The 25,524-nt window shown below is 36.1% G+C and carries 26 protein-coding genes, 1 pseudogene and 1 other annotated feature; of the genes and pseudogenes, 21 read left to right on the plus strand and 6 right to left on the minus strand.

Going from position 1 to position 25,524, the window contains the following annotated elements:
• The first annotated feature begins 130 nt into the window (after window positions 1–130).
• Both moaC and MHH96_RS07965 read left to right on the plus strand, forming a co-directional pair.
• Window positions 131–616, plus strand: coding sequence for a cyclic pyranopterin monophosphate synthase MoaC (gene moaC, locus MHH96_RS07960; protein ID WP_047943326.1), 486 nt, complete (start codon window positions 131–133; stop codon window positions 614–616).
• A gap of 39 nt (window positions 617–655) precedes the next feature.
• Window positions 656–1,336: a redox-sensing transcriptional repressor Rex gene (locus MHH96_RS07965; protein ID WP_047943327.1), complete on the plus strand. Its 681-nt coding sequence runs from the start codon at window positions 656–658 to the stop codon at window positions 1,334–1,336.
• A gap of 105 nt (window positions 1,337–1,441) precedes the next feature.
• On the opposite strand, the gene MHH96_RS07970 is transcribed toward MHH96_RS07965, so the two are convergent.
• Window positions 1,442–1,663 carry a YdiK family protein gene (locus MHH96_RS07970; RefSeq protein ID WP_047943328.1) on the minus strand — a complete coding sequence of 74 codons (222 nt, stop codon included), beginning with the start codon at window positions 1,661–1,663 and terminating at the stop codon, window positions 1,442–1,444.
• Between the two features lies 1 nt (window position 1,664).
• A complete protein-coding gene (locus MHH96_RS07975; RefSeq protein ID WP_047943329.1) occupies window positions 1,665–2,399 on the minus strand; it encodes a CPBP family intramembrane glutamic endopeptidase in 735 nt (244 codons plus the stop codon).
• Between the two features lie 355 nt (window positions 2,400–2,754).
• On the opposite strand from MHH96_RS07975, the gene groES reads away from it, so the two are divergent.
• On the plus strand, window positions 2,755–3,039 hold the full coding sequence (gene groES, locus MHH96_RS07980) for a co-chaperone GroES (protein ID WP_047943330.1): 285 nt from the start codon (window positions 2,755–2,757) through the stop codon (window positions 3,037–3,039).
• Window positions 3,040–3,112: 73 nt separating this feature from the next.
• Complete coding sequence (groL, locus tag MHH96_RS07985) at window positions 3,113–4,747, plus strand: chaperonin GroEL (RefSeq protein ID WP_047943331.1); 1,635 nt, start codon at window positions 3,113–3,115, stop codon at window positions 4,745–4,747.
• A 69-nt stretch (window positions 4,748–4,816) separates the two neighbouring features.
• On the opposite strand, the gene MHH96_RS07990 is transcribed toward groL, so the two are convergent.
• Window positions 4,817–5,335, minus strand: coding sequence for a hypothetical protein (locus MHH96_RS07990; RefSeq protein WP_341117044.1), 519 nt, complete (start codon window positions 5,333–5,335; stop codon window positions 4,817–4,819).
• A gap of 388 nt (window positions 5,336–5,723) precedes the next feature.
• Window positions 5,724–5,958, plus strand: a binding site (T-box leader).
• A 59-nt stretch (window positions 5,959–6,017) separates the two neighbouring features.
• Between MHH96_RS07990 and MHH96_RS07995 the strand changes: the two genes are divergently transcribed.
• Both MHH96_RS07995 and MHH96_RS08000 read left to right on the plus strand, forming a co-directional pair.
• Entirely contained in the window at window positions 6,018–7,367 is a 1,350-nt protein-coding gene (locus MHH96_RS07995; RefSeq protein WP_095259364.1) for an amino acid permease, read from the plus strand.
• Between the two features lie 279 nt (window positions 7,368–7,646).
• A complete protein-coding gene (locus tag MHH96_RS08000) occupies window positions 7,647–8,450 on the plus strand; it encodes an SMI1/KNR4 family protein (RefSeq protein WP_095259363.1) in 804 nt (267 codons plus the stop codon).
• A gap of 189 nt (window positions 8,451–8,639) precedes the next feature.
• On the opposite strand, the gene MHH96_RS08005 is transcribed toward MHH96_RS08000, so the two are convergent.
• Window positions 8,640–8,762, minus strand: coding sequence for a hypothetical protein (locus MHH96_RS08005; protein WP_321198363.1), 123 nt, complete (start codon window positions 8,760–8,762; stop codon window positions 8,640–8,642).
• A 377-nt stretch (window positions 8,763–9,139) separates the two neighbouring features.
• Between MHH96_RS08005 and MHH96_RS08010 the strand changes: the two genes are divergently transcribed.
• Window positions 9,140–9,535, plus strand: coding sequence for a VOC family protein (locus tag MHH96_RS08010; protein ID WP_047943333.1), 396 nt, complete (start codon window positions 9,140–9,142; stop codon window positions 9,533–9,535).
• A 539-nt stretch (window positions 9,536–10,074) separates the two neighbouring features.
• Here the strand turns inward: MHH96_RS08010 and MHH96_RS08015 are convergent.
• On the minus strand, window positions 10,075–10,215 hold the full coding sequence (locus tag MHH96_RS08015; protein ID WP_156485486.1) for a hypothetical protein: 141 nt from the start codon (window positions 10,213–10,215) through the stop codon (window positions 10,075–10,077).
• 362 nt (window positions 10,216–10,577) lie between these two features.
• Window positions 10,578–10,922, minus strand: coding sequence for a hypothetical protein (locus MHH96_RS08020; RefSeq protein WP_061801106.1), 345 nt, complete (start codon window positions 10,920–10,922; stop codon window positions 10,578–10,580).
• 182 nt (window positions 10,923–11,104) lie between these two features.
• Between MHH96_RS08020 and MHH96_RS08025 the strand changes: the two are divergent.
• The 14 genes and pseudogenes from MHH96_RS08025 to MHH96_RS08090 all read left to right on the plus strand — a co-directional run.
• Window positions 11,105–11,241 (plus strand): annotated as a pseudogene (locus MHH96_RS08025) (SMR family transporter); the annotation flags it as partial.
• A gap of 487 nt (window positions 11,242–11,728) precedes the next feature.
• Window positions 11,729–13,225: a PRD domain-containing protein gene (locus tag MHH96_RS08030; RefSeq protein ID WP_144546399.1), complete on the plus strand. Its 1,497-nt coding sequence runs from the start codon at window positions 11,729–11,731 to the stop codon at window positions 13,223–13,225.
• Window positions 13,215–13,649, plus strand: coding sequence for a PTS sugar transporter subunit IIA (locus tag MHH96_RS08035; RefSeq protein ID WP_047943336.1), 435 nt, complete (start codon window positions 13,215–13,217; stop codon window positions 13,647–13,649). The genes MHH96_RS08030 and MHH96_RS08035 overlap by 11 nt, the downstream gene beginning before the upstream one ends.
• Window positions 13,650–13,660: 11 nt before the next feature.
• On the plus strand, window positions 13,661–13,978 hold the full coding sequence (locus tag MHH96_RS08040) for a PTS fructose transporter subunit IIB (RefSeq protein WP_047943337.1): 318 nt from the start codon (window positions 13,661–13,663) through the stop codon (window positions 13,976–13,978).
• A gap of 17 nt (window positions 13,979–13,995) precedes the next feature.
• Complete coding sequence (locus tag MHH96_RS08045) at window positions 13,996–14,448, plus strand: PTS sugar transporter subunit IIA (protein WP_235850147.1); 453 nt, start codon at window positions 13,996–13,998, stop codon at window positions 14,446–14,448.
• Window positions 14,449–14,491: 43 nt separating this feature from the next.
• Window positions 14,492–15,583 carry a PTS fructose transporter subunit IIC gene (locus tag MHH96_RS08050; RefSeq protein WP_047943339.1) on the plus strand — a complete coding sequence of 364 codons (1,092 nt, stop codon included), beginning with the start codon at window positions 14,492–14,494 and terminating at the stop codon, window positions 15,581–15,583.
• Between the two features lie 122 nt (window positions 15,584–15,705).
• Window positions 15,706–16,398: a D-allulose 6-phosphate 3-epimerase gene (alsE, locus tag MHH96_RS08055; RefSeq protein ID WP_144546470.1), complete on the plus strand. Its 693-nt coding sequence runs from the start codon at window positions 15,706–15,708 to the stop codon at window positions 16,396–16,398.
• A gap of 113 nt (window positions 16,399–16,511) precedes the next feature.
• Window positions 16,512–18,512 carry a transketolase gene (gene tkt / locus MHH96_RS08060; protein ID WP_321198345.1) on the plus strand — a complete coding sequence of 667 codons (2,001 nt, stop codon included), beginning with the start codon at window positions 16,512–16,514 and terminating at the stop codon, window positions 18,510–18,512.
• Window positions 18,513–18,975: 463 nt separating this feature from the next.
• Entirely contained in the window at window positions 18,976–19,347 is a 372-nt protein-coding gene (locus MHH96_RS08065; protein ID WP_047943341.1) for a DUF956 family protein, read from the plus strand.
• Between the two features lie 452 nt (window positions 19,348–19,799).
• Window positions 19,800–20,771: a mannose/fructose/sorbose PTS transporter subunit IIA gene (locus MHH96_RS08070; protein WP_047943342.1), complete on the plus strand. Its 972-nt coding sequence runs from the start codon at window positions 19,800–19,802 to the stop codon at window positions 20,769–20,771.
• 34 nt (window positions 20,772–20,805) lie between these two features.
• Window positions 20,806–21,612, plus strand: coding sequence for a PTS mannose/fructose/sorbose transporter subunit IIC (locus MHH96_RS08075; protein WP_047943343.1), 807 nt, complete (start codon window positions 20,806–20,808; stop codon window positions 21,610–21,612).
• A 17-nt stretch (window positions 21,613–21,629) separates the two neighbouring features.
• Complete coding sequence (locus MHH96_RS08080) at window positions 21,630–22,541, plus strand: PTS system mannose/fructose/sorbose family transporter subunit IID (protein ID WP_047943344.1); 912 nt, start codon at window positions 21,630–21,632, stop codon at window positions 22,539–22,541.
• A 123-nt stretch (window positions 22,542–22,664) separates the two neighbouring features.
• The gene (locus MHH96_RS08085; protein WP_047943345.1) at window positions 22,665–23,681 is read left to right on the plus strand and encodes an oxidoreductase; all 1,017 of its coding nucleotides are present in this window, start codon (window positions 22,665–22,667) and stop codon (window positions 23,679–23,681) included.
• Between the two features lie 159 nt (window positions 23,682–23,840).
• Entirely contained in the window at window positions 23,841–25,514 is a 1,674-nt protein-coding gene (locus MHH96_RS08090; protein ID WP_047943346.1) for a ribonuclease J, read from the plus strand.
• Window positions 25,515–25,524: the final 10 nt, after the last annotated feature.

Below are 25,524 nucleotides of genomic sequence, written 5' to 3' on the forward strand. Positions count from 1 at the left end.
TCAGGGGATTATGTACCATAAGTGTAACCTAAAAATACGTTATACTGCAATAAAGGTGAAATGGGAAAAAAGTGATAATAAATACACATTCTCTTTAAAATAGTGTATCATTTTGCTTAGAGGTGTTATTATGGGGGAGTTTACACATTTTAATCATGAGGGCCGTGCAAAAATGGTTGATATCTCAGAAAAAAGTGAAACCGTTCGCATAGCTGTTGCTCAATCTAGCATTAAAGTAAGGGAAGAAATCTATCAGAAAATCACAAATCTAGAAATCAAAAAAGGGGATGTCTTAGCTGTTGGGCAAGTGGCAGGAATTATGGCTGCTAAGAAAACGGCTGATATTATCCCTATGTGTCACCCAATTATGTTGAAGGGTGTCGATATATCGTTTCGATGGGAAGAAGAGGCAGGATTTTTCCACCTAATTATTTCAGCAACGGTAAAGACAGTTGGGAGTACGGGTGTGGAAATGGAAGCCTTAACTGCTGCTTCTGTCACAGCGTTAACTATTTATGATATGTGTAAAAGCATGGATAAAGGGATGGTAATTGGGCACACCTATTTAGTCGAGAAATCGGGTGGAAAAAGCGGCAATTACAAAAGAGAGCAGTAGAAATAACTGCTAATTTTTAAATATAGGTAGGGGATAAGTATGCATAATGAAGTAATGAAAATACCGCAGGCAACAGCGAAGCGGTTACCATTATATTATCGTTTTTTAAAAAACTTGCATTCATCGGGAAAGCAGAGAGTTTCTTCCGCTGAATTAAGTGAAGCAGTCAAGGTTGATTCTGCTACGATAAGACGGGATTTTTCATATTTTGGTGCTCTTGGAAAAAAAGGATATGGTTATAATGTAAACTATTTATTGTCATTTTTCCGTAAAACATTAGATCAAGATGAACTAACAAAGGTTGCTTTAATTGGTGTTGGTAATCTGGGGGTTGCCTTTTTAAAATATAACTTCTTAAAAAATAATAACACAAAAATAGAAGTGGGATTCGATGTGATAGAAGAAAAGATTGGCACTTTAGTGAACGATGTGCCGATTCATCATATGGATGATCTAGAGAAAGTTCTGCAAGAAAATGGAGTAGAAGTGGCGATATTAACGGTTCCTGCAAGTGCTGCTCAGATAATTACTGATCGTTTAGTGGAAAGTAATATTAAAGGGATATTGAACTTTACTCCTGCTCGTCTAAATGTGCCATCAAATGTACGAGTTCATCATATTGACTTAGCAGTAGAGCTGCAATCTCTTGTTTATTTCTTAAAACATTATCCTACTCCGGATGCGGAAGTAGAAGTAGAGGCTGAGGAAACGGAAGAATAAAAAGGAAATGCGTGTATAAGAGTGTAGAGGGAACTACATTCTTATACACGCATTTTTTTGAGAAATTTTTGCTCGTTGATTTCCAACAGAAGCCAACGGACTTGATTATTGTTTTGGTTTTTTAGTGTCGCGTTGGTTTTTTTTCAGGAAAAAGTGAAAATTGATTAGCTTAATTCCTGAACCGATATCAAAGGTCGCGAGGATGACTAGTAAATATGTATAAAATCCCCATTCTTGGTTTCGTTGTAAATCATGTACTGCAAAGTATATAAAGAAAGCTCCGAATATAATATATAGAACTCCTGAAAATAGCGGTGATCTTCTCATTTTATAAAAATCCTCCAATAAAGTGTGTGACGCCTGAGTACTTTTCCTGCCATTCGATAATTCTATCATAGTTTAATTGCATGATAACTACGAATGAATTCATTGCGACATGGGCGAAGATTGGCACAAGAATCCTTTTGGTCCTCACATATAGGAAAGCAAATGTAAATCCCATGCTTGCATATAGTAGAATATGGGAGAAATCTCTATGAGCAACCGCAAAGATAAGGGAGCTAATTAGTGCAGAGATAAAAAATCCGAACCGCTTATATAGGGAACCGAAAATAATTTTACGAAACACAATTTCCTCGAGAATGGGTCCAATCATACTTACTACGATAATGACAAGAGGTGCAGCATTAATAAGCTGCATGATTTGCTCTGTGTTTTCCGATCCAGCTTCTATGCCTAATAGTCGTTCGATTATGCCTGCGAAGGTTTGTGCAAATAAAGATAGAAAAATGCCCCCGATTGCCCAGCCGATAGAAGAAGGAATATTCATCATATCGGAACGCATTGGATTTCTCATTTCTTTTCTTAACAGAAAAAGACAGATTATAAGGGTAACGACAAAACTAAATATCAACCAAATAACGTTAGATTGGAATTGAATCGCTTTAGATGCTGGGTTATACCCAAGCAAACCAGCGATAAAAAGAATAACAGGAACTCCAACAAAAGTAGAGAGCTGCATGGCAATGTAAGCTATTATGATAATCCAATATTCTTTTTTCAAAATAAAAGCTCCTTTAAATAAATATGGTTTAAAAGTTTGTGACATAGGAATTATATCTAAGCTGATCTGTTCATATTATATTGAAGATAACAGACAATCATACTTTCTATTCTACTAATAAGGAGTGTCTTGTTTCAAATAGTAGCAACTAAAATAATAGAAAGAATGAATATTTAAGGCGTAAAGGTATATACTTTGTAAGGGCAAAAGAAACTAGAAAAAAATTTACGAAAAAATAAGTCTTGTCTCTTGCATTCTGAGAAAAGATTAATTAATATAATAATTGTGTTAGCACTCATTGTGATTGAGTGCTAATAATAAAAAATTTGTATATAATTTGAGGAGGTTGTTTCACTTGTTAAAGCCATTAGGAGATCGCATTATTATTGAGCTTGTTGAAACAGAAGAAAAAACTGCAAGTGGTATCGTATTACCAGACTCTGCTAAAGAAAAGCCTCAAGAAGGTAAAGTAGTAGCTGTAGGAACTGGTCGTGTACTAGACAACGGAGAACGTGCTGCGCTTGAAGTATCTGTTGATGACCGCATTATCTTCTCAAAATACTCTGGTACTGAAGTGAAGTACGAAGGGAAAGAATATTTAATCCTTCGCGAAAGCGACATTTTAGCTATTATTGGCTAACTTTATTTTAACATAAGAGATTACTGAATTATAAAAATACATGAGATAACAATACTTGAGGAGGTTTTTCAAAATGGCTAAAGATATTAAATTTAGTGAAGAAGCTCGCCGTGCAATGCTGCGTGGGGTAGACGCTCTAGCAGACGCTGTTAAAGTAACGCTTGGACCAAAAGGACGTAACGTGGTTCTTGAAAAAAAATATGGTTCACCACTTATTACAAATGATGGTGTAACAATTGCAAAAGAAATCGAATTAGAAGATGCATTCGAAAACATGGGTGCAAAACTAGTTGCAGAAGTAGCAAGCAAAACAAATGATGTTGCTGGAGACGGTACAACAACAGCAACAGTTCTAGCACAAGCAATGATCCGCGAAGGACTTAAAAACGTTACTGCTGGAGCTAACCCAATGGGTATCCGTAAAGGGATGGACAGAGCAATCTCAACTGCGATTGAGGAATTAAAAGCTATCTCTAAACCAATCGAAGGCAAAGCTTCTATTGCACAAGTTGCTGCTATTTCTTCTGCAGATGAAGAAGTAGGACAATTAATTGCTGAAGCAATGGAACGCGTTGGTAACGACGGTGTTATCACAATCGAAGAATCAAAAGGTTTCACTACTGAGCTAGACGTAGTAGAAGGTATGCAGTTCGACCGTGGATATGTATCACCTTACATGGTAACTGACTCAGATAAAATGGAAGCTGTTCTTGAAAATCCATATATCTTAATTACAGATAAAAAGATTACAAACATTCAAGAAATTTTACCAGTGTTAGAGCAAGTTGTTCAACAAGGTAAACCATTATTAATCGTTGCAGAAGACGTTGAAGGCGAAGCGAATGCTACATTAGTATTAAACAAACTTCGCGGTACTTTCACTGCAGTAGCTGTTAAAGCTCCTGGATTCGGTGATCGTCGTAAAGCAATGCTAGAAGATATCGCTGTTTTAACAGGTGGTCAAGTAATCACAGAAGATCTTGGCTTAGAGCTTAAGACAACATCTATTGAATCTTTAGGACGCGCTGCAAAAGTAGTAATCACAAAAGAGACTACTACAATTGTAGAAGGTGCTGGTTCAACAGAAGATATCCAAGCACGTGTAAACCAAATCCGTGTTCAATTAGAAGAAACTACTTCTGAATTTGACCGTGAAAAATTACAAGAACGTCTTGCAAAACTTTCTGGCGGTGTAGCAGTAGTGAAAGTTGGAGCTGCAACAGAAACAGAATTAAAAGAACGCAAACTACGTATCGAAGATGCTCTAAACTCTACTCGCGCTGCTGTGGAAGAAGGTATCGTAGCAGGTGGTGGTACAGCACTTCTAAACGTATACAATAAAGTAGCTGCTATCCAAGCAGAAGGCGACGAAGCAACTGGTATCAACATCGTTCTACGCGCGATCGAAGAACCAGTTCGTCAAATCGCATTCAACGCAGGTCTAGAAGGATCCGTAATCGTTGAGAAATTGAAAAACGAACCAGTGGGAACAGGATTCAACGCTGCTAACGGCGAATGGGTAAACATGATCGAAGCTGGTATCGTTGATCCAACTAAAGTTACTCGTTCTGCCTTACAAAACGCAGGTTCAGTTGCTGCTATGTTCTTAACTACAGAAGCTGTAGTTGCTGACAAGCCAGAACCAGCTGGTCAAGGTGCTGCAATGCCTGACATGGGTGGCATGGGCGGAATGGGCGGCATGATGTAATCTGCCCCTTGAACCCTTGATAGATAAGGATTTGTTGGTAAGATGAGAGTGATTTGCTAACATAGAGGTTTATAACGGAGGCTTCTCATGAGTTCTGTGAACTTTTGGGAAGCTTCTTTTTTCTGTCTTTAGTAATGTGAAGATAAACTTGTGTAGTTGTTTCATCTTCTTTATGTCCCAATCGATCCATGATATGAAGTAATTCAACTCCTGTCTGCTAAAAGAGAAGTGTGTGTCTGCTTTAATGAATGAGGGCTTAATGGTTTTTTTGTGGATATCTGGCGTTTTCTTTAGTAAGCTCTCCATTCGGTTTTCAATTGTCTTAATAAAATGTGGATAACCAAAATAAGGCGCATTTAGTCTTCCAAAAACGAAATCTTTATCATAATAGTCTTTCCCTAATTGTAGTTTTATTTCCTTTTGGGGAAGTTGATGTTTTTTTAGTGTATTATTAACTTCTTCTACTTCTATTTTTCGAATTGATCCTTTTTTTGGAGGAATTAGTTGAAAGTTCTTTGTATTATAATACGTTTTATTAACGTTAATGGTATGTTCTTCAAAGTCAATATCTTTCCATTTAAGGGCCATATCCCCAGCTCGCAATCCAGTCCAAGCAAGAGTTAAGAAAATTACATAGTCATCTGGATGTTCCGAATTTTTAGCTGCATCAAGGAATATTTTTAACTCATCATTTTCAAGGTGAAGGTCATCTTTCTCTTTCCAAAAGAAAGATTGTGAAGAATTGACTTAGTCACTAACCGGGGAGCTTTACTTGTTGCCGCTTGCAAGTTTTCCCGGGGATTAGGCATCAGATTATATTTTAGATAGTATTTTCCTGATTTATTTATATAACTATGTCACCACATTTTTCTTATGGTTTGTTTCTTTTAATTTATTATCTTGAAAAAAATATTGACAAATTCACGTATTGTCCGTATAGTATTGGATATTATAAAAAATATTCAGATATAATTTTCACAACGCAAAGATCAGGAGTAGTAAAAGCTCATTATTCGGTTAAGAGAGCTGCGGGTTGGTGCAACGCAGTCCAATGATACTTTGAACTTGCCTGGGAGTGGTAAAGCGAAAGATTAGAGTTCATCTATTCCTGGTTTTAACGATTGACCTTCGTTACAAGGTTTTTAAAGTAGGGTTCGAAAAGGGCCAATAAGAGTGGTACCGCGGTAAGCTTAAGGCATATCGTCTCTTTCTTCATAATCAAATGAAGAAGGGACGATATGCCTTTTATGATTTTTTTGGAGGTTAGGATATGGAAACGGATAAACGGAATTTACAAAGGACAATGACTTCAAGGCATATTACGATGATGGCATTAGGTGGAGCCATTGGGGCAGGTTTATTTAAAGGAAGCAGTTCAGCAATTGATATGGCAGGTCCATCCACAATAATTGCCTACTTGATAGGGGGCATCATTCTATTATTCATCATGCAAGGTTTAGCTGAAATGGCGGTCCGTAATAGCGGTGCAAGAACATTCAGGGATCTTGTCCAATCTATTTTAGGAAAGTATCCTGCCTATTTCCTTGATTGGATCTATTGGAAAATGTGGGTATTGAACATCACGGCCGAATCAATCGTTGCGGCTATTTTCATTCAATATTGGCTGCCTGAATATCCAATCTGGATACTGGCATTAGCTGTTTCGGTGTTAGTTACAGCAATCAACTTGCTATCAGTAAAGGTTTTTGCTGAAACGGAGTACTGGCTTGCTTTAATTAAAATAACCGTCATCATTGTGTTCATCATGGCTGGATTATTGTTGCTGCTCGTTACTTTTGGTGATCATACAGCAGTTGGTTTCTCTAACTTGACTGATCATGGCGGTTTCTTTCCGAATGGATCAACTGGTTTAATCACGGCGATGCTGGTGGTAATTTATTCATATGGCGGGACAGAAATTATCGGGGTCACATTGGCAGAAACGAAAAATCCCGAAAAAGTAGTTCCAAAAGCCGTTCGGAGTACATTGGTCAGGATCATTTCTTTCTATATCATTCCATTTTTTATCATTGTTAGTTTAATTCCTTGGAACGAAGTAAACGGGGTGCCTGAAAGTCCGTTTGTGATGGTCTTTCAAATGATAGGGATTCCAGGTGCTGACCATATTATGAACGCCGTTGTTCTAATAGCGATTATTTCATCGATGAATTCTGGATTGTATGGTTCATCCCGCGTTCTATATACGCAAGCCGTGGACGGCCGCATTCCGAAAATCTTTTCAAGTTTATCCAAGAAGAAAGTTCCTGTTTTTGCAATATTAATTTGTACTTCTACTTTATTTGGCGGTGTACTGATTTCCTTATTTGCTGGAAGCAAGACCTTCGATTTTCTGATGGGATCACTGGGATATACCGTATTATTCATCTGGTTGATCATTGCCTTCGCCCATTTGAAATCACGTAAACAACAGCCTGGAAAAACAAGCGCCTATTCAGTTAAATGGTTCCCATATACGACTTGGGCTGCGATTATCGCTTTAATTATGATCCTGATTGGAATCATTCTCACGACATCCATCATCGTAACGATCATAACACTTTTCATCTACATCTTTATTACCTTAACGTATGTATGGAAAAGACGCCTTAACAAAATCTAGCAGAAGTGATAATTAAATAGTTCAATAGGGAGCGAAAATTTCTTATAAAAAAGTCAAAGAGTTATTAATAGATAATCCATTTTGAATAATCTTTCTTCAAAATGGATTTTTTGTATTCTTTGATAAAATAAAAAGCAAATATATTTTAATCAATCTTTATTTCGAAGCTACAGAAAGGAATATCTATCTATAATAAAGAAAACTCCTATTAGTAAGTAGTAAGGGAGGGAGGAAAGAAAGTATGAACGGACAATTTTTAAAAAAAGAGGGAGAAAAAATATGAATATTTGGAAGGGTGGGGCTAATGATTATACGTTAGATGACTTAGTTCAAGATGATATTATACTTGCAGAAAAACATTTTAATGTAAAATTACCTAAATCATATATTGATTTATTAAAAATTAAAAATGGTGGAACATTACAATATAATGCGCTACCATTCAAACAGAATCATGAGGAAGATGACAATTATATTATAATAGAGTATTTATTTGGAATTAAGCAGGGTGAGGGAATATTTCAAACGAAATACTTTGTGGAAGAATGGCAAATTGAACGAGAAAATATAATAATACTTAGTGGAGAGGGTCATGAGTGGCTAGCATTAGATTATAATGAGTCTTCTTCTAATCCAAGTGTAATTTACATATTTTCAGAGGAAAATGAATTTATCCGCTTATTCGATTCATTTGATGAAATGTTAGATAATTTGTACATATACGAGGAAGAGGAGGAAGAAGTAGATGGTGCTATTGTTTTCACCTTAGAAGAAGCCAGAGAACTAATAAAAAGTAGTGATACTACGGATGTTTTAAATGGTATCAGTGCTTATGAAAAATTATATGGTGAAGATGGAAAAGTTCTTAATGAACAACTTCAGAATTTATTAGTTTTAATAAAAAGTGAAAATGAAATTATTTCAAATGCAGCAGGGAGATCTGCATGGTATTTAATAACCTATGAGTTAACAAACGATAAACAATTCATAAATAAAATAGTAAGAATATATGAGGAAAGTACAAATCCAGTATTTAAACTATTTAGAGAACAGATATTAGAATATATAGAAGGTAATAAGTAATTGGATATTATATGTATAGCAAAACAGTCATCGTAAAAGATGACTGTTTATTGTTTGTAGGAGAAATTTGGAAAAATGGAGGATCTTGGTTGGATCAGCAACACTAGCAGAGGGTTTTTAGTCTTCCAAAATATACAAGTTATTTACAATATGATTAAGTATTTTAGTGATCTTATAAGCCTTTTATATTCAAGGGTAATCCCTATTATTTTCAAAATCGTTCAATTGCTGATGAGAACTTTTTACCTGTTGAGCAACATATTTCTGCATTAATCCTTTAGCCTTTCTTATTACACCTATCTGAGATTTCATATTTTAAACTTCCTTATGGCTAACTTCCTATTTATATTCATTATTCCAACATTATTCCTTCTGTCTTATAAAAGTATGTAGATAACGTAATTTATTATAAAAAAGCCAGCATGTATTTGTAATATGAAGCTTCCAGTTAAAAAACAATGGATAATTCATTCCTAACTAAAAGGCATGTAAGAATGGATGGTCGGAGATGAGAAGAGTTGCAGAGAGCATTTTAAAAAGGAATATTAGCTTTGCCCAATTTTAACCAACAAAAAACAAATAAAATATTTTTCTAAGGATATTCTCAAAGAACGTTGTTTTTAAATAATTGTAGCTCTAAAATTATCTGATAAAATAATCGATATAGATTTAGAAAAGGAGGGCATCCATTGTCAAAAGGTCTTATTCACCATATTGAAATATATGTTTCAAATTTGAAAAGTTCAATCGCTTTTTGGGGGTGGTTTTTAGAGGAATTAGGATATGAGTCTTTTCAGTCGTGGGAAAGTGGACATAGCTGGAAAATTGGAGAGACATATATTGTTTTCGTACAAGCAGAAGAACGGTTTATGGACATACCTTACCATAGATGTCGGGTAGGACTAAACCATTTGGCATTCCACGCAAGTTCTCGTCAACAAATAGACGATATGACAAGAAAGTTAGAACGAAAGGGTGTTAAGATCCTTTATACCGACAAACATCCCTATGCAGGAGGGGAAAAACATTACGCGGTTTATTTTGAAGATCCGGATAGAATTAAGGTTGAATTGGTAGCACCTTGACCACTATATTTATAGAGCTTTTAACATCTCAACAGTTGTGTAACTGGATTTTTGACATGCTAAAATAGTATTTCATTAAAGAATAGAACATTTATAAGGAATAAAAAGTGATGGAAAAACTCCATCACTTTATAGGCTTCTCATCAGTTCACCAAGCTTTTGAGAGGCTTCTTTTTTTCTGTCATTAGTAATGTGTATGTTCCTACCGGTCCATGATTTGAAGTAATTCATTTCCTGCTTCTGCTAAAAGAAAAGTGTGTATGTCTTAATGAATGAGGGGTTAATCGTTTGTGGATAGCTGGCGTTAATGGTATGTTCTCCAAAGTCAATACCTTTCCACTTAAAGGCTTATAATCCTTCAGCCCGCAATCTAGGTATAGGCAAGAATTAAGAAAATTACATAGTCATTTGGATATTCGAGCTTTTGGCTGTATCAAGGAATATCATCATTTTTAATCCTTCGGGAGGGAGAGAAGGAAAGGCATAATTGTTTCATAAAAGTAAATCAATAAAGGTTCCAATGTATTACTGTACAAAATTTAATAAGCCCAGCACGGAACTGGATGTTCTGAACCACCACAGTCAGAAATCATTGGTTTCACATCTGAACCAAATACTGGTGATGACACAGAGAAAATTAATCCAAAAACCATTGTAATTTTCAAGAGATTTTTTTTCATGAATTCACCGCCTTTCAAACGTAATAAGTATATTTATGGTATATCAAATACTGGAATTATTAAGGAATAGAATTCCACAAAAAACTAAAAGATTCGACATGAAGTGAAAACAGATAACTAAAGTGAAGCAAGGAGGAGTATAGTTGGCTAAGGTTTTAGACGATGTCGTGGGAGTATGGTGTTTTTGTTTGATATAGAAAATGAAGACATCGTTTTCATGAAATTAACAAGAATTAGATACGGAAATATGTGATGGACGAAAGCTAATAGTTAAACGTAAAGAAAGTAGATAATAGCTGTGCGATCGGAAAAGAAAAGCTCTAATTTAATCAAAAAGCGTGAGAGAATTCACGCTTCTATTATTACTGACGCTTTTTTAATTGGAGATTCCCTTTAAAGATAATAACAGCATTGAAAGCTTCATATAAAGCATAAACGGGATAGCAAAATGCTAGGAAAATTATTGCTGTGGGGATTTTTTCCACAACAGGAAAGAAGTTAGTTAAAAAGTTTTTGACAGTGACACCAAGTAAAATAAAGAGAGGAATTATGATTATTGCTACTAAAATTAATATTGGTGTCATCTTCGTTTCTTTTAACTTGGCCTTACAATGCGGGCATTTCATATTAAATGGTGATGGAAAATCTTCAAAATGTTCGATTGTAAGAGATTTATTACAGTTAGGGCATGGGGTAGATGTTTTCATAATTCATTTCTTTCTCCTTAGTATAGTTTTAAATACATTATAAGTTGTAATTATTTTAATAGAAAGTAAATTTTATACAAAAATCAACTTAAATGAACAGTACAAAACTTATCCGCAGAAAGGAGAGTAAGAGATGATCAATAAAGAAGTATGTTGACGAGAACTTCTAGACTATAGTTGGTTTATTTAGCTCAGGGTTTGGCTTACGTTTTATTTTACTTGCCTATGTAATGGAAATCCAATGGGAACAGCGTATGTAATATGGACTGGAATAGGTGCATCTGGAGGACCAATTTTAGGAATGGTATTATATAATGAAAGGAACAGAATTTGCTATTAATCAAAGTTGTGCGGACATGGAAGAAGATGAAAACCCTATATCAACCAAATAGAAAAAATTCGCAGGATTTACAATCATAATTTAAAAGAATTAGTATAAATAAAATCTTGCCAAATGGCAGGGTTTATTTTATTTTTGTATTTTTGGTGATCTTAAGAAATATAAGCTACTAAAAAGGAATCTTCCTGTAGAAAGGATATGACGGTATCAATGTTTAAAAAAAAGACGCCTAATAAGTTCGCTGAACTTATTAGGCGTCTCTGTTTCTTTTTATAACATGAATAAACACACTACAGGTGTAGATGGGCTTTGTCCACCATAAACCATTTATGCATAATGCTTTGTCAGTCTGACGATGGAAAGAAATCACCTAAAGATTCTATGAAAAAATGACCGTTGCAACGGTCATTTTCCAGCGAAGCGTATGTTATTGTATAGGTTAATATAATAGCAAGGAGGCAAGGAGATGAGTTCTAAAAGTAATTATGAACAAGATCTGTTACTGTTTCTTTCAAAGACTCAAGGATATGTTACTTCGAAGGAACTCCTTGAAGTACTAAATGTTTCTCAAAAAACAGTCTATCGTTTAGTAAATAAAATTAATGACGAGTACGAGGATGGCCCTTTAATCATATCTGAAAGAGGGAGAGGATATAAACTAGATTACGAAAAATTTATTCATGCACAAAAAAGCAATTATAAAGACAAGAAAATGCAGTTTTCTCCTCAAGAGAGACGTAAACGAATAATGGAACAACTATTATTGTCTTCGCCGAAACCTATAAATGTTTATCATTTATTTAGTGACTATTATGTAGGAGACTCTGTTGCTTTTAATGATGAACAAATAATGAGTGAAGAGCTAAAAAAATACAATTTAGTTTTAGAGCGAAAAAATAGAACTTTAGCCATTCTTGGGGATGAAGTGAATATTAGGAAGGCAATTAAAGATATTATTGAGATCTTTCATATTATTGATATTGATGATTTAAAGCGGAATCCGAAATTGAATTTTAATCAATACGATGTCTTATTTATATTGGAGCAATTGAGAAAGATGGAAGAGGATTTAAACATAACGATTCCTTATCCATATAATGTGAATATTTTTTCTCATTTATATATACTTTTGAGCCGATCAAGGAAAGTTCCTATCAGGTTATTTACTGATGAGATTTCTTCTAAAGAAATGGAAAACATGCAGCGAGATATTTTGTATCCGCTTGCTAAGATGATTGTGCAGAATATCGAGAAATATTTGAACAGTCCTTTGCCAGATATGGAAGTGTATTTTCTTTATCAATATCTAGTGTCATCAAGAATGCAGGGATCGCATGCTATTACTGCTACTTTTTCATCAGAAGTGATTAGAGTAACGAAGGCCTATATTGAAGGAATGAGCACCAGCTTAGGAATGGATATAGACAGCCAGTGTCAGTCTATATTTGTCGATTTAGCCAATCATATTAAACCAATGCTGAATCGATTGGAGCACAAGATTCGGGTTAAAAATAATTTGTTAAGTCAGATTAAGTTGACGTATGAAGAAGTATTTATGGGGGTAAGGAAGGTTTCTGGATCGATTAGTGAAAAATTCAACTTACCAGCGATAAATGATGATGAAAATGGTTTTATCACCCTCTATTTTGCAAAGGCGCTGGAAACGAGACAATATCAGCATCCAATCAAAACATTAATCATGTGTACAACGGGGATTGGAACTTCAGAACTTCTAAGAGCAAAGGTTTCCAAGAAATTCCCCGAGTTAGAAATAGTGGATGTAGTGGCATCACGAAATACACAGATATTAAAAGAGAAGTACTCAGATGCTGAATTGATTTTAAGTACAGTTCATATGAAGGAAGAAGTAGCTATTCCTTATTTATTAGTTAGTGCAATGTTTACAATGGATGATCAGAAGAGACTTCAGGGGAAAATAGAGGAAATTTACCATGGATATTAATTCAATCTATCAAGTTTATTTTAATTGTGAGTTAAAAACAAAAGAAGAAGTCTACTCTTTTATTTCTAAGATTGTTTCACAAGATAATCCTATATCAAAAGAGGAAGTGATCCATCAATTAAATGAGAGAGATAAAATAGGCAGTACGTTAATCGCAGAGCATGTAATGCTGCCACATATTGAAAGTGATCAACTCAAGAAAAGTCAAATTCTATTTATCCGTTTAGTAAATCCAATCATAACATGGGATCAGTCAAAAGACATCTGTCTAGTGATTATTATTTTATTAAAGAAAAATGAAAGCGTTAATATAAAGAAACGCATCTCTTCATTTATCCGATCTTTTGCAGATGAAGAGTATCTAAACCGCTTATTGAAAAGTCATGAAGAAGAAGAATTCAGCGAAGAAATTATAGGATATTAGGAGGAATAATCATGAAAATAGTTGGAGTTGCAGCTTGCACAGTTGGGATTGCCCATACGTATATCGCACAGGAAAAATTAGAGAATGCTGGAAAGAAGGCAGGTCATGAAATTCATATTGAAACACAAGGAACGATTGGAATAGAGAATGAATTATCGCAACAGCAAATAGCTGAAGCAGACATCGTAATTTTGGCTACAGATGTCAAAATCGCAGGAAGAGAACGGTTTGACGGAAAGCGAATTATCCAAGTCACCACAGAGATAGCTGTTAAATCACCAAATAAACTAATTGAAAAAGCAGCAGAGGTTGTAAGTCAAAAGAAATAATCGTAAAAGGAGAGAGAATGATGGAAGTAAACAACATTGTAGATATAAATACAATCAAAACCAACATGAGCGCTAAAAGTAAAGAAGAAGCTATTCAGGAATTAGCTGAGGTGTTACTTGAAAACAAGTACATTAAAGATATCGAAGAGTTCACAAAGGATATTTATGCGAGAGAAGCAATCGGACAGACTGGGATAGGCAATTATATTGCTATTCCTCATGGTAAAAGCGATTCTGTTGAAAAAATAGGGGTAGCCATTGGTATAACGCAAGAGGAAATTGCTTGGGAGAGCCTCGATGGAAAGGGTGTAAAAGGAATCATTCTGTTTGCTGTTGGAAACGATGACGGAGCACAAAGTCATCTGAAATTATTATCATTATTTGCTAGAAAACTAGGAAATGATGAAGTCATTAAGAAGATGCTGCAATCCAAAAATGCGGAAGATGTGAAAGAAGCTTTATGTAGCTAAGAAATTTATGGAGAGAGGTCTTTAATTAAAAGGAGGGTTAATAATGAGTGGAGTAAAAAAATTAAATTTAAAAGGCCATTTATTAACAGCAATTTCATTTTTGATTCCAATTGTTTGTGGAGCAGGTTTCTTAATCGCAATTGGTATGGCTTTTGGCGGGACTAGTCAAGGTACCTTAGTACAAGGGGAATTTAACATATGGGATGCATTAGCAACAATGGGTGGAGCAGGTTTAGGGTTATTACCTGCCGTTATTGCAACAGGGATTTCTTATTCCATTGCTGGTAAACCAGGAATAGCTCCAGGATTCATTATTGGTTTAACTGCTAACGCGATTGGTGCTGGATTTATTGGTGGTATTTTGGGAGGATTTTTATCAGGTTATCTTGCTATAGCAATTATAAAACATTTTAAAGTTCCTAGCTGGGCTAAAGGGTTAATGCCAACCCTAATTGTTCCATTCTTCACATCCATTATTGGTGGATTAATCATGGTATACATTATCGGTATCCCGATTGCTGCCTTTACATCCTTATTAACAGATGCATTAAACAGTTTAGGAACCTCCTCTTTATTAGTATTCGGCGGAATTGTTGGTCTATTGAGCGGAATTGACTTTGGCGGTCCAATTAACAAGACTGTGTTTGCCTTCGTATTAACCATGCAGGCAGAAGGAATTAATGGGCCGATCACAGCTTTACAATTAGTAAATACAGCAACTCCAATTGGATTTGGATTAGCTTACTTTATTGCAAAAGTCTTTAAGAAAAATATTTATACTCGATCAGAAGTAGAGACATTAAAGTCAGCGGTGCCAATGGGTGTTGTTAATATCGTTGAAGGGGTAATCCCAATTGTTATGAATGATATCGTTCGTACTGTAACAGCTGTAGCCATTGGAGGAGCAGCTGGCGGAGCAGTAACAATGGTGTTAGGAGCAGATGCAACAGTACCATTTGGCGGCGTATTTATGTTACCAACTATGTCCAATCCTTGGGCGGGTGTTGCAGCTATTCTAGTGAATGTAGTCGTTACAGGATTAGCGCTTGCCTTAATTAAGAAAAACGTAAAAGAAGACGAACAAGTAGAAGTGGAAGAGGAAGATATTGATTTAGATGATATACAAATTCTTTAACTAAATGCACGGACCATTAACTGATATACCAGTAAAGCTAAGTTTTATTAGTTAATAAGTTTGGTTTAAAAAAAGAGCATTAATTTAAAGAAAATAGCAGGTTTGTGGAGGTTGAGCAAATGATGAAAAAAGTAGGATTTTCACCATCCTTAATGACTATGGATTTAGATAAATTTAAAGAACAAATCACATTTTTAAATCAGCATGTAGATTCTTATCATATTGATATTATGGATGGGCATTATGTGCCGAATATTACTTTATCCCCTTGGTTTATCGAGGAAGTACGGAAGATAAGTGATTTACCTATGTCTGCCCATCTTATGGTTACAAATCCAAGTTTCTGGGTTCAACAATTGGTTGATTTAAAGTGTGAATGGATTTGCATGCATGCGGAAGTACTTGATGGTTTAGCTTTTCGTTTATTTGATCAAATACATGATGCTGGGTTAAAAGCTGGAGTAGTACTGAATCCAGAAACGCCTATTGAAACAATTTTTCCATATATTGAATTAGTAGATAAAATAACCATTATGACAGTGGATCCAGGGTTTGCCGGGCAGCGTTTTATCGAAAGCACATTAGATAAAATTGTAGCATTAAGAGAATTACGAGACAAAAAGGGATATCAATATGTTATTGAAATGGATGGTTCCTCTAGTCGAAAAACATTTAAGAGAATTGATGAAGCTGGTCCTGACATTTATATCGTCGGCCGCAGTGGCTTATTTGGAGTAAATGAAGATATTGAAAAGTCATGGGAAATTATGTGTCAAGATTACAAGGACATGACTGGGAAAGAAGTAGAATCCTAATTTTTTAAAGGGGTGGGGGAAGGAAACCCGCCTCTTTATTCATTGTAAAATCCTTTTAAATAATAGATATTCAGAAAAACAAACAATTTAAAAAATAAAGGAGCTTTATTAAATTGACTACAAACCAATTGATTGACCAATTAGCTATTAACACTATTAGATTATTATCCATTGACGCAATTGAACAAGCGAACTCTGGTCACCCAGGAATTGCAATGGGGGCTGCTCCAATGGCTTATACGTTATGGGCAAAAGAAATGAATATAAATCCTGCTAATCCTAAATGGCTGAATCGTGATCGTTTTATCCTGTCGGCTGGTCACGGTTCAGCCCTGCTATACAGTATGCTTCATCTATTCGGATATGGGCTGACGATTGAGGATTTAAAGAATTTCCGTCAATGGGGAAGCAAAACACCTGGACATCCTGAATATGGACATACAGAAGGAGTAGAAGCGACAACAGGCCCGCTTGGTCAAGGTATCGTGATGGCGGTTGGTATGGCAATGGCAGAAAGTCATCTAGCTGAAAGGTATAATAAGGAGAATTTCCATATAATAAATCATTTTACTTATAGTCTTTGTGGCGATGGGGATTTAATGGAAGGGGTATCTGCGGAAGCAGCTTCCCTAGCAGGGCACTTAAAGCTAGGTCGTTTAGTTGTGCTATATGATTCTAACGATATTTCACTAGACGGGAATCTCAATCTATCTTTTTCTGAAAGTGTAGCAGATCGATTTAAAGCATATGGATGGCAAGTCCTGCGCGTAGAAGATGGTAATGATATTGAAGCTATCCAAAAGGCAGTGAAAGAAGCAAAGACAGATTTAGAACGACCTACTTTAATTGAGGTTAAAACAACAATTGGTTTTGGTTCACCTAATAAGTCTGGTTCCTCGGCGAGTCATGGTGCACCTCTTGGGAAAGAAGAAATTGAATTAACGAGAGCGGCTTATCAGTGGGAAGCAAAAGAACCATTTTTTGTACCAGAAGAAGTAGAAAAGCATTTTGCGAGTATCAGAGAAAAAGGAAAAGCCATAGAGCAAGAGTGGAATGAACAATTTGAGGAGTACAAAGCAACCTATCCTGAACTTGCAGCGCAATTTGAGAGTGCTGTAAAAGGCGAACTTCCTATAAACTGGCGAAAGGATCTGCCTATATTTGAATCAGGATTAAAAATAGCAACGAGGGAATCTTCAGGAAGAGTATTAAATGCAGCAGCAAATGCCATTCCACAAATGATCGGTGGTTCAGCTGATCTTGCAGGATCTAATAAAACTTTGATTTCATCGGAAAAGAACTTTGCGTTAGATGGTTATGAAGCACGCAATATTTGGTTTGGTGTTCGTGAATTTGCAATGGGTGCCGCATTAAACGGGATGGCTCTTCACGGTGGAGTGAAAGTATTTGGAGCAACCTTTTTTGTTTTCTCTGATTACTTACGCCCAGCGATTCGCTTAGCCGCACTGATGAAGTTACCAGTTACTTATGTATTTACACATGACAGTATTGCAGTCGGGGAAGATGGGCCGACACACCAGCCAATCGAGCATCTTGCGGCATTAAGGGCAATGCCTGGTATTTCAGTCATTAGGCCAGCAGAGGCGAAGGAGACGGCGGCAGCATGGCGCTTAGCACTTGAAAGTCAAGACCATCCGACTGCTTTAGTGTTAACTCGCCAAGATCTTCCAACTCTTAAGGCTGATCAAGAACAAGTGTATGAAGGGGTAAAAAGAGGCGCTTATGTTGTATCACAAGCAAAAGGAAAAGTAGTTGGTCTGTTACTTGCTACGGGTTCAGAAGTAACCCTTGCTCTTGATGCACAAGAAGTGTTAGAAAAGGAAGGCATATATGTTTCTGTTATAAGTATGCCAAGCTGGGATCTTTTTGAACAACAACCAGCAGATTATAAGGAAAGGGTGATTCCTAGTCATATAACTGCACGTGTGGCAATCGAATTAGGCTCTAGTTTAGGTTGGAGAGAATATATTGGACATAATGGAAGAATGATTACCATTGATCATTTTGGTGCATCCGCTCCAGCAAATAGATTAATGGAGGAATATGGATTTACAGTAGAGCATATTGTAGAGACATTTAGGAGCACCATCTAATGGATCATCACCGATTGAGGAAGGCTGAAAAATAAACAAGATAGCGATTTGGTTATGATTTGTATTTTATGCATATCGTAGCTGATATTAATTCCTCATTTCCTGATCAAAAGAAAAAAGCGAAACCAATTTTAGTCCTATTATGGTCAAATAGACAGCCCTAAAAATACTCTCCATGCGTGTCGATGTTGTAAAATCGGCACGCATGATTTCAAACTTTTTTTAAATACGTTCGGAAATAATAATTATCCGTGAACATATAGATTGGAGCATTCCACTTCCAATATTTGATCAACATCATCAAAACTATTTGCTAGTAATTCTAAAGATACCGCTGAATACAATAGCTTCTTAATTGCATAATCTAAATTCTTAAGTTAATGTGAACTCTCCCAGAGTATTTGCTTAAAGCAAAAAAACACGTATAATTATTAGTATTAAAAGATAGAAATGGAGTAAACAAATGGTCCAATCAATTAATACAAAAGTCGATTTAGTTATGAATGCAACTTCACACACAGGAATCTCAGAATATGGGAAGATTATGATTGGGGACAAGGGCTTTGAATTCTTTAATAGCCGTGATGCTCGCAAGTTTATCCAGATTCCTTGGGAAGAGGTAGATTATGTAATTGCTTCCATCATGTTCAAGGGGAAATGGATCCCGCGTTATTCTATCCAAACGAAACGAAATGGGACGTATACATTTTCTTCTAAAGACCCGAAAAAAGTTTTACGAGCAATTCGTGAGTATGTTGATCCGAAGCGTATGGTTCAATCGTTGAGTTTCTTTGATGTTATTAAACGCGGATTAACGGGTAAGTCGAAAAAATAACAGATCCGCAGTAGAAAGGATAGAGGAAAAAAATATATTGCAATTAGGAATCTCAGCATTGTTTTTGAGAGAGGTTTTAAGAAAATGATAGCGGAATCAAAAAAATAAATTTCCCTATTGAAAGAGAAAATCCAGTGTGCTATAATTTTTTTGCAAGCTTACTAAAGTGAAGCAGAAGGATATTAATTACTCCGTTTAAAGCGTTTACAGAATAAATTGAATAACTATCGTCATTATTTTACGTGTTACTGATTCGATCAGGCATGAGTAAAAAAGTATGATTGAATGAAGAGAATAGGGGCATTCTATACCTATAAATTCATTTAAATCGACTTTTTACTCATGCCTTTTTTATTTTTATCAAACACTGTAATCGCTTATATGTAATCGCTTTAGATGAGTTGGAAAAATGCAGCTTGATAGCTGTGAAAATAATAATGGGAGGTAAAAAGATGGTAGGAATTATCATTGCTAGTCACGGTGAATTTGCCAGTGGTATCTTGCAATCTGGAGCAATGATCTTCGGAGAGCAAGAAAATGTAAAAGCTGTTACATTGATGCCAAGCGAAGGACCTGCAGATGTAAAGGCAAAAATGCAAGAAGCAATCGCCTCTTTCGATAACCAAGACGAAGTACTATTCTTAGTTGATCTTTGGGGTGGAACTCCTTTCAACCAAGCCAATAGCTTGTTTGAAGAACATAATGAAAAATGGGCAATTGTTGCTGGTATGAACTTACCAATGTTGATTGAAGCTTATGCATCACGCTTTACAATGAACACTGCACATGAAATTGCCGCACATATTTTAGGAACAGCTAAAGAAGGAGTTAAAGTAAGACCTGAAGCTTTAGAACCAGCAGAAACAGCTGCTAATACGACTGCTCAGCCAGTAAGTGCAGGTGCTCCTGGAAAATTTGAATATGTGTTAGCACGTATTGATTCTCGTTTACTTCATGGGCAAGTAGCAACGGCTTGGACAAAAACGACACAGCCTACCCGTATTATTGTTGTCTCTGATGAAGTAGCGAAGGATGAACTTCGTAAGAAATTAATCCAACAAGCTGCTCCTCCAGGAGTAAAAGCACATGTTGTTCCAGTGAAAAAAATGATCGAACTTGCAAAAGATGATCAACACTTTGGTGGTCAACGCGCTTTACTACTATTTGAAAATCCACAGGATGCTCTTAGAGCAGTTGAGGGTGGTGTTCCATTGAAGACAATCAACGTAGGTTCTATGGCACACTCACCTGGTAAAGTTCAACCGAATAAGGTGTTAGCTTTTAACCAAGACGATATTGATGCATTTGCGAAGTTAAAAGAAGCTGGTTTAAGCTTCGATGTACGTAAAGTTCCGAATGATTCAAAAGGTAATATGGATGAAATAATCAAGAAAGCACAAGAAGAGTTAAATAGACGAAAATAATCCGAATATCAAAGAAAAAGGAGGATTAATAAACATGGATTTGAATATGATTCAAATATTATTAGTCATTATTGTAGCGTTTTTAGCTGGTGTTGAAGGAATCCTGGATGAATTCCACTTTCACCAACCAATCATTGCCTGTACGTTAATCGGCTTAGTTACAGGAGAATTAGTACCATGTCTTATCTTAGGTGGTACCCTTCAAATGATCGCTTTAGGTTGGGCGAACATTGGGGCTGCCGTAGCACCGGATGCTGCATTAGCATCAGTTGCATCTGCCATTATTTTAGTTTTAAGCGGTCAAGGGGATGCCGGTGTATCCTCTGCCATTGCGATTGCAGTTCCACTTGCAGTTGCTGGTTTATTATTAACTATCATCGTTCGTACAATTGCAACAGGATTGGTGCATTTGATGGATGCGGCGGCGAAAGAAGGAAACATTAAAAAAGTTGAACTATGGCATATTTTTGCGATCATCTTACAAGGATTACGTATTGCTATACCAGCTGCGTTAATTATCGCTATTGGGGCAGGTCCTGTGAGTGACTTACTTACAGCTATGCCAGATTGGTTGACAAACGGTTTAGCAATCGGCGGGGGAATGGTTGTTGCTGTTGGTTACGCAATGGTTATTAACATGATGGCTACAAAAGAAGTATGGCCATTCTTTGCGATTGGTTTCGTATTAGCGACTGTTTCACAAATTACACTTATTGGTCTTGGGGCTATCGGTGTGGCTCTTGCTCTTATCTATCTTGCGCTTTCTAACAAAGGCGGCTCTGGTAATGGCGGAAATGGGAACACTGGTGATCCACTAGGCGATATTATCGATAATTACTAAGAAGGAGGGGACAGAAAATGGAAAAAGCATTTAAATTATCAAAAAAAGATCGTATTTCGGTTTGGTGGCGTTCCACGTTTATTCAAGGTTCTTGGAACTATGAACGTATGCAAAACGGTGGTTGGGCATTCGCCATGATTCCTGCAATAAAAAGATTATATAAATCAAAAGAAGATCGTGCGGAAGCGCTAAAACGTCACTTAGAGTTCTTTAATACACATCCTTATGTCGCTTCACCTATTCTTGGTGTAACATTAGCGCTTGAAGAAGAGCGTGCCAATGGAGCACCAGTGGATGATAAAGCAATTCAAGGGGTTAAAGTCGGAATGATGGGACCATTAGCTGGTATTGGAGATCCAGTTTTCTGGTTTACAGTGAAGCCAATCCTTGGTGCTTTGGCTGCTTCTCTTGCTTTAACTGGTAATATTCTTGGACCAATTATTTACTTCTTTGCTTGGAACCTTATCCGCATGGGATTCACTTGGTATACACAAGAAGTTGGCTACAAAGCTGGTTCAAAAATTACGGATGACTTATCTGGTGGGTTGCTGCAAAACATTACAAAAGGGGCATCGATTCTCGGGATGTTTATCCTCGGTGCACTCGTAAACCGGTGGGTATCGGTCAAATTTACCCCTGTAGTATCGTCAGTAGAGCTTGATGAAGGTGCTTATATTGATTGGGATAAATTACCTGCTGGAGCAGAGGGGATTAAAACCGCCTTGGAACAGCAAGCTGCTGGTCTTTCATTAGATCCAATAAAAGTAACAACATTACAAAGTAACTTAGATAGCTTAATTCCTGGTTTAGCTGGATTATTGTTAACACTTCTTTGTATGTGGCTGCTTAGAAAGAAAGTTTCTCCAATCGTTATGATTCTTGGCTTATTCGTGGTAGGTATTGTATTCCACCTAATTCACTTAATGTAAGTAAGACAATATAAAAGAGAAAAGCACCTCCTAGTATGATTTTTTTAGGAGGTGCTTTTCACATGACAAATAGAAAGAAAAATGGGATAAATAGTATAATAAATAAATTTTTAGGAGGCTGCTATGCTTACTATTGGTTATATTGGAAATGGGAAAAGCACAAACAGATATCATCTGCCGTTTGTATTACAAAGAGAGAATATCAAGGTAAAAACAATTTATCAAAGAAATCCAAAGCATGAAAGCTGGGATCGAATTGCAGGAGTCAATTATACATCTGATTTAAATGAATTATTAAATGATAAAGACATTCAATTAATTGTTATTTGCACAAGACATGACAGTCATTTTGAATACACTAAATTAGCACTAGAACATAATAAACACTGTTTAGTTGAAAAACCTTTTATGGAAACTGCCCAGCAGGCCAGAGAAATATTTGCATTGGCGAAAGAAAAGAATTTAATTGTGCAGGCGTATCAAAATAGACGTTTTGACAGTGATTTTCTGACTGTGCAGAAGGTCATCGAAGAAGGCAAATTAGGGGACTTGCTGGAAGTGGAAATGCATTATGATTATTACCGTCCGGAAGTGCCAGAATCTGCAGAGACTTTTAATCCTGCGGAGTCATTTTTATATGGACATGGCTGCCATACGCTTGATCAGGTCATCAGCTATTTTGGCAAACCTGATCATATTCATTATGATGTAAGGCAATTATTAGGACAAGGAAGAATGAATGATTATTTTGATTTAGATTTATATTATGGGAAGATGAAAGTGTCTGTAAAGTCTAGTTATTTTAGATTGAAAGAAAGACCAAGCTTTGTCGTTCATGGAAAAAAGGGATGTTTTGTGAAAGAAACAAAAGATCGTCAAGAGGAACATTTAAAATTATTTTACATGCCGGATAATAAAGATTTCGGGATAGATACGATAAAACACTATGGAGTATTAACCTACATTGATGATGAAGGGACAATCCATGAAGAAACAGTGAAATCGGTAAACGGCGATTATGGAAGAGTGTATGATGATTTATACAAAGCGATTATAAATGGGGAAGATAAGACCATAACAGACGAACAAACGTTATGGCAAATGGAAGTATTAGAAACTGGCATAAAAAACTTAAAATAGTGAATTTTGGATTAAGACCCCTTATTGGGGTTTTTTCTTTTTCGGCAGGAGCCTTTTCTTTAAAGTTTCTTAAGCAATAGATGTGTTTCTCTTCTTTTTGCATGAAAGCTAAATAAAAAAGAAATAATAACAATATTTAGTGCGATAAGGAGGAGAATAATGAAAGTAGATGAGAATGCTTTGTCGTTTTTTGCATTAGGCGGAATAAATGAAATCGGAAAAAATATGTATGTCGTTCAATATCAGGATGAAATTTTTGTTATTGATTGTGGAGGGAAATTTCCTGATGAAAGCTTATTGGGTATTGATTTAATAATTCCAGATATAACCTATTTGGAGGAGAATCAAGATAAAATAAAAGCTTTAATCGTTACCCATGGTCATGAAGACCATATTGGTGGAATCCCCTATATTCTAAGGAAATTAAGCATTCCTATTTATGCTACAAGATTTACCTTAGGTTTAATAGAGCTTAAAATCAATGAGCATAAGCTAAACGGAGAGACAAAATTAATAACTATTGATTCTAGCTCCAAGCTAGAGTTTGGAGAAGTGCAAGTTTCCTTTTTTAAGGTAAGTCACAGCATCCCAGATTGTCTTGGAGTTGTTTTCCACACCCCAGAAGGAAATATTGTTCACACAGGTGACTTTAAATTTGATTTAACCCCGGCTAATAACCAATATGCTGATATACATAAAATGGCGGAAATCGGGCAGCAGGGAGTTTTAGCATTAATATCAGAGAGCACAAATGCAGAACGAAAGGGGTTAACTCCTTCTGAACAAATGGTTGGTTCTCATTTAGATGAAGCCTTTATGAAAGCAGATGGGAAAATTTTCATTTCGACATTTGCTTCGAATGTTAATAGAATACAACAAGTAGTAGAGTCTGCTATAAAAACGAATCGTAAATTAGCATTGCTTGGCCGCAGTATGGTAAATGTGGTGAACGTTGCTATAGAACGTGGCTATCTTCATATGCCGGAGGGAATGTTAATTGATGTCAGTCAAGTAGATCAACTGCCAGTAGAAAAAGTTGCCATTCTCTGTACAGGTAGTCAAGGAGAACCAATGGCTGCTTTGTCACGTTTAGCAAGTGGGAACTTTCGCGATGTTACAATATATCCGGGGGATACCGTGATTCTAGCAGCATCTCCAATCCCTGGAAATGAAAAAGACGTCTCTAAAATCATAGATAATTTATTTCAACTTGGGGCAAAAGTAATTTATGGTTCTGGCAGTACAACCGGTATGCACGTTTCCGGTCATGGTTATCAAGAAGATTTAAAGCTAATGTTAACCTTAATGAAACCAACCTACTTCATTCCCATTCATGGAGAATCTCGTATGCTCTACCATCATCGAATATTAGCAGAATCAGTGGGAGTGGAAAAAGAGAATACTTTTATTATTAAAAATGGAGAAGTTGTCGATATCAAAAATGGAGTAGCCCGTCAAACACGCTTTGTCCCAGCAGGAGACACATATGTAGATGGGATGGGTGTTGGGGATGTTGGCGATATTGTGTTAAGAGATCGAAAGCAGTTATCGGAAGATGGGATGCTTGTTGTTATTATCACCATCAGCAAGGGCGACAGGAAGATTATTTCTGGCCCAGATACGATTACGAGGGGATTTGTTTATGCCCGTAACTCTGATGAATTACTGAAGGAAGTAAACCGTTTGGTCAAAAAGACTGTCAATGACTTGCAATCAGAGAATATTCATAAATGGAATGTAATGAAACAAAATATTAAAAAATCAGTTGGCCAGTATTTATTTAATCAAACAAAGAGAAAGCCGATGATTCTTCCAATTATTATTGAGATTTAGGATGAAAAAA

The organism is Niallia sp. FSL K6-0212, assembly GCF_038007605.1.
Classification (GTDB): domain Bacteria; phylum Bacillota; class Bacilli; order Bacillales; family Cytobacillaceae; genus Niallia; species Niallia circulans.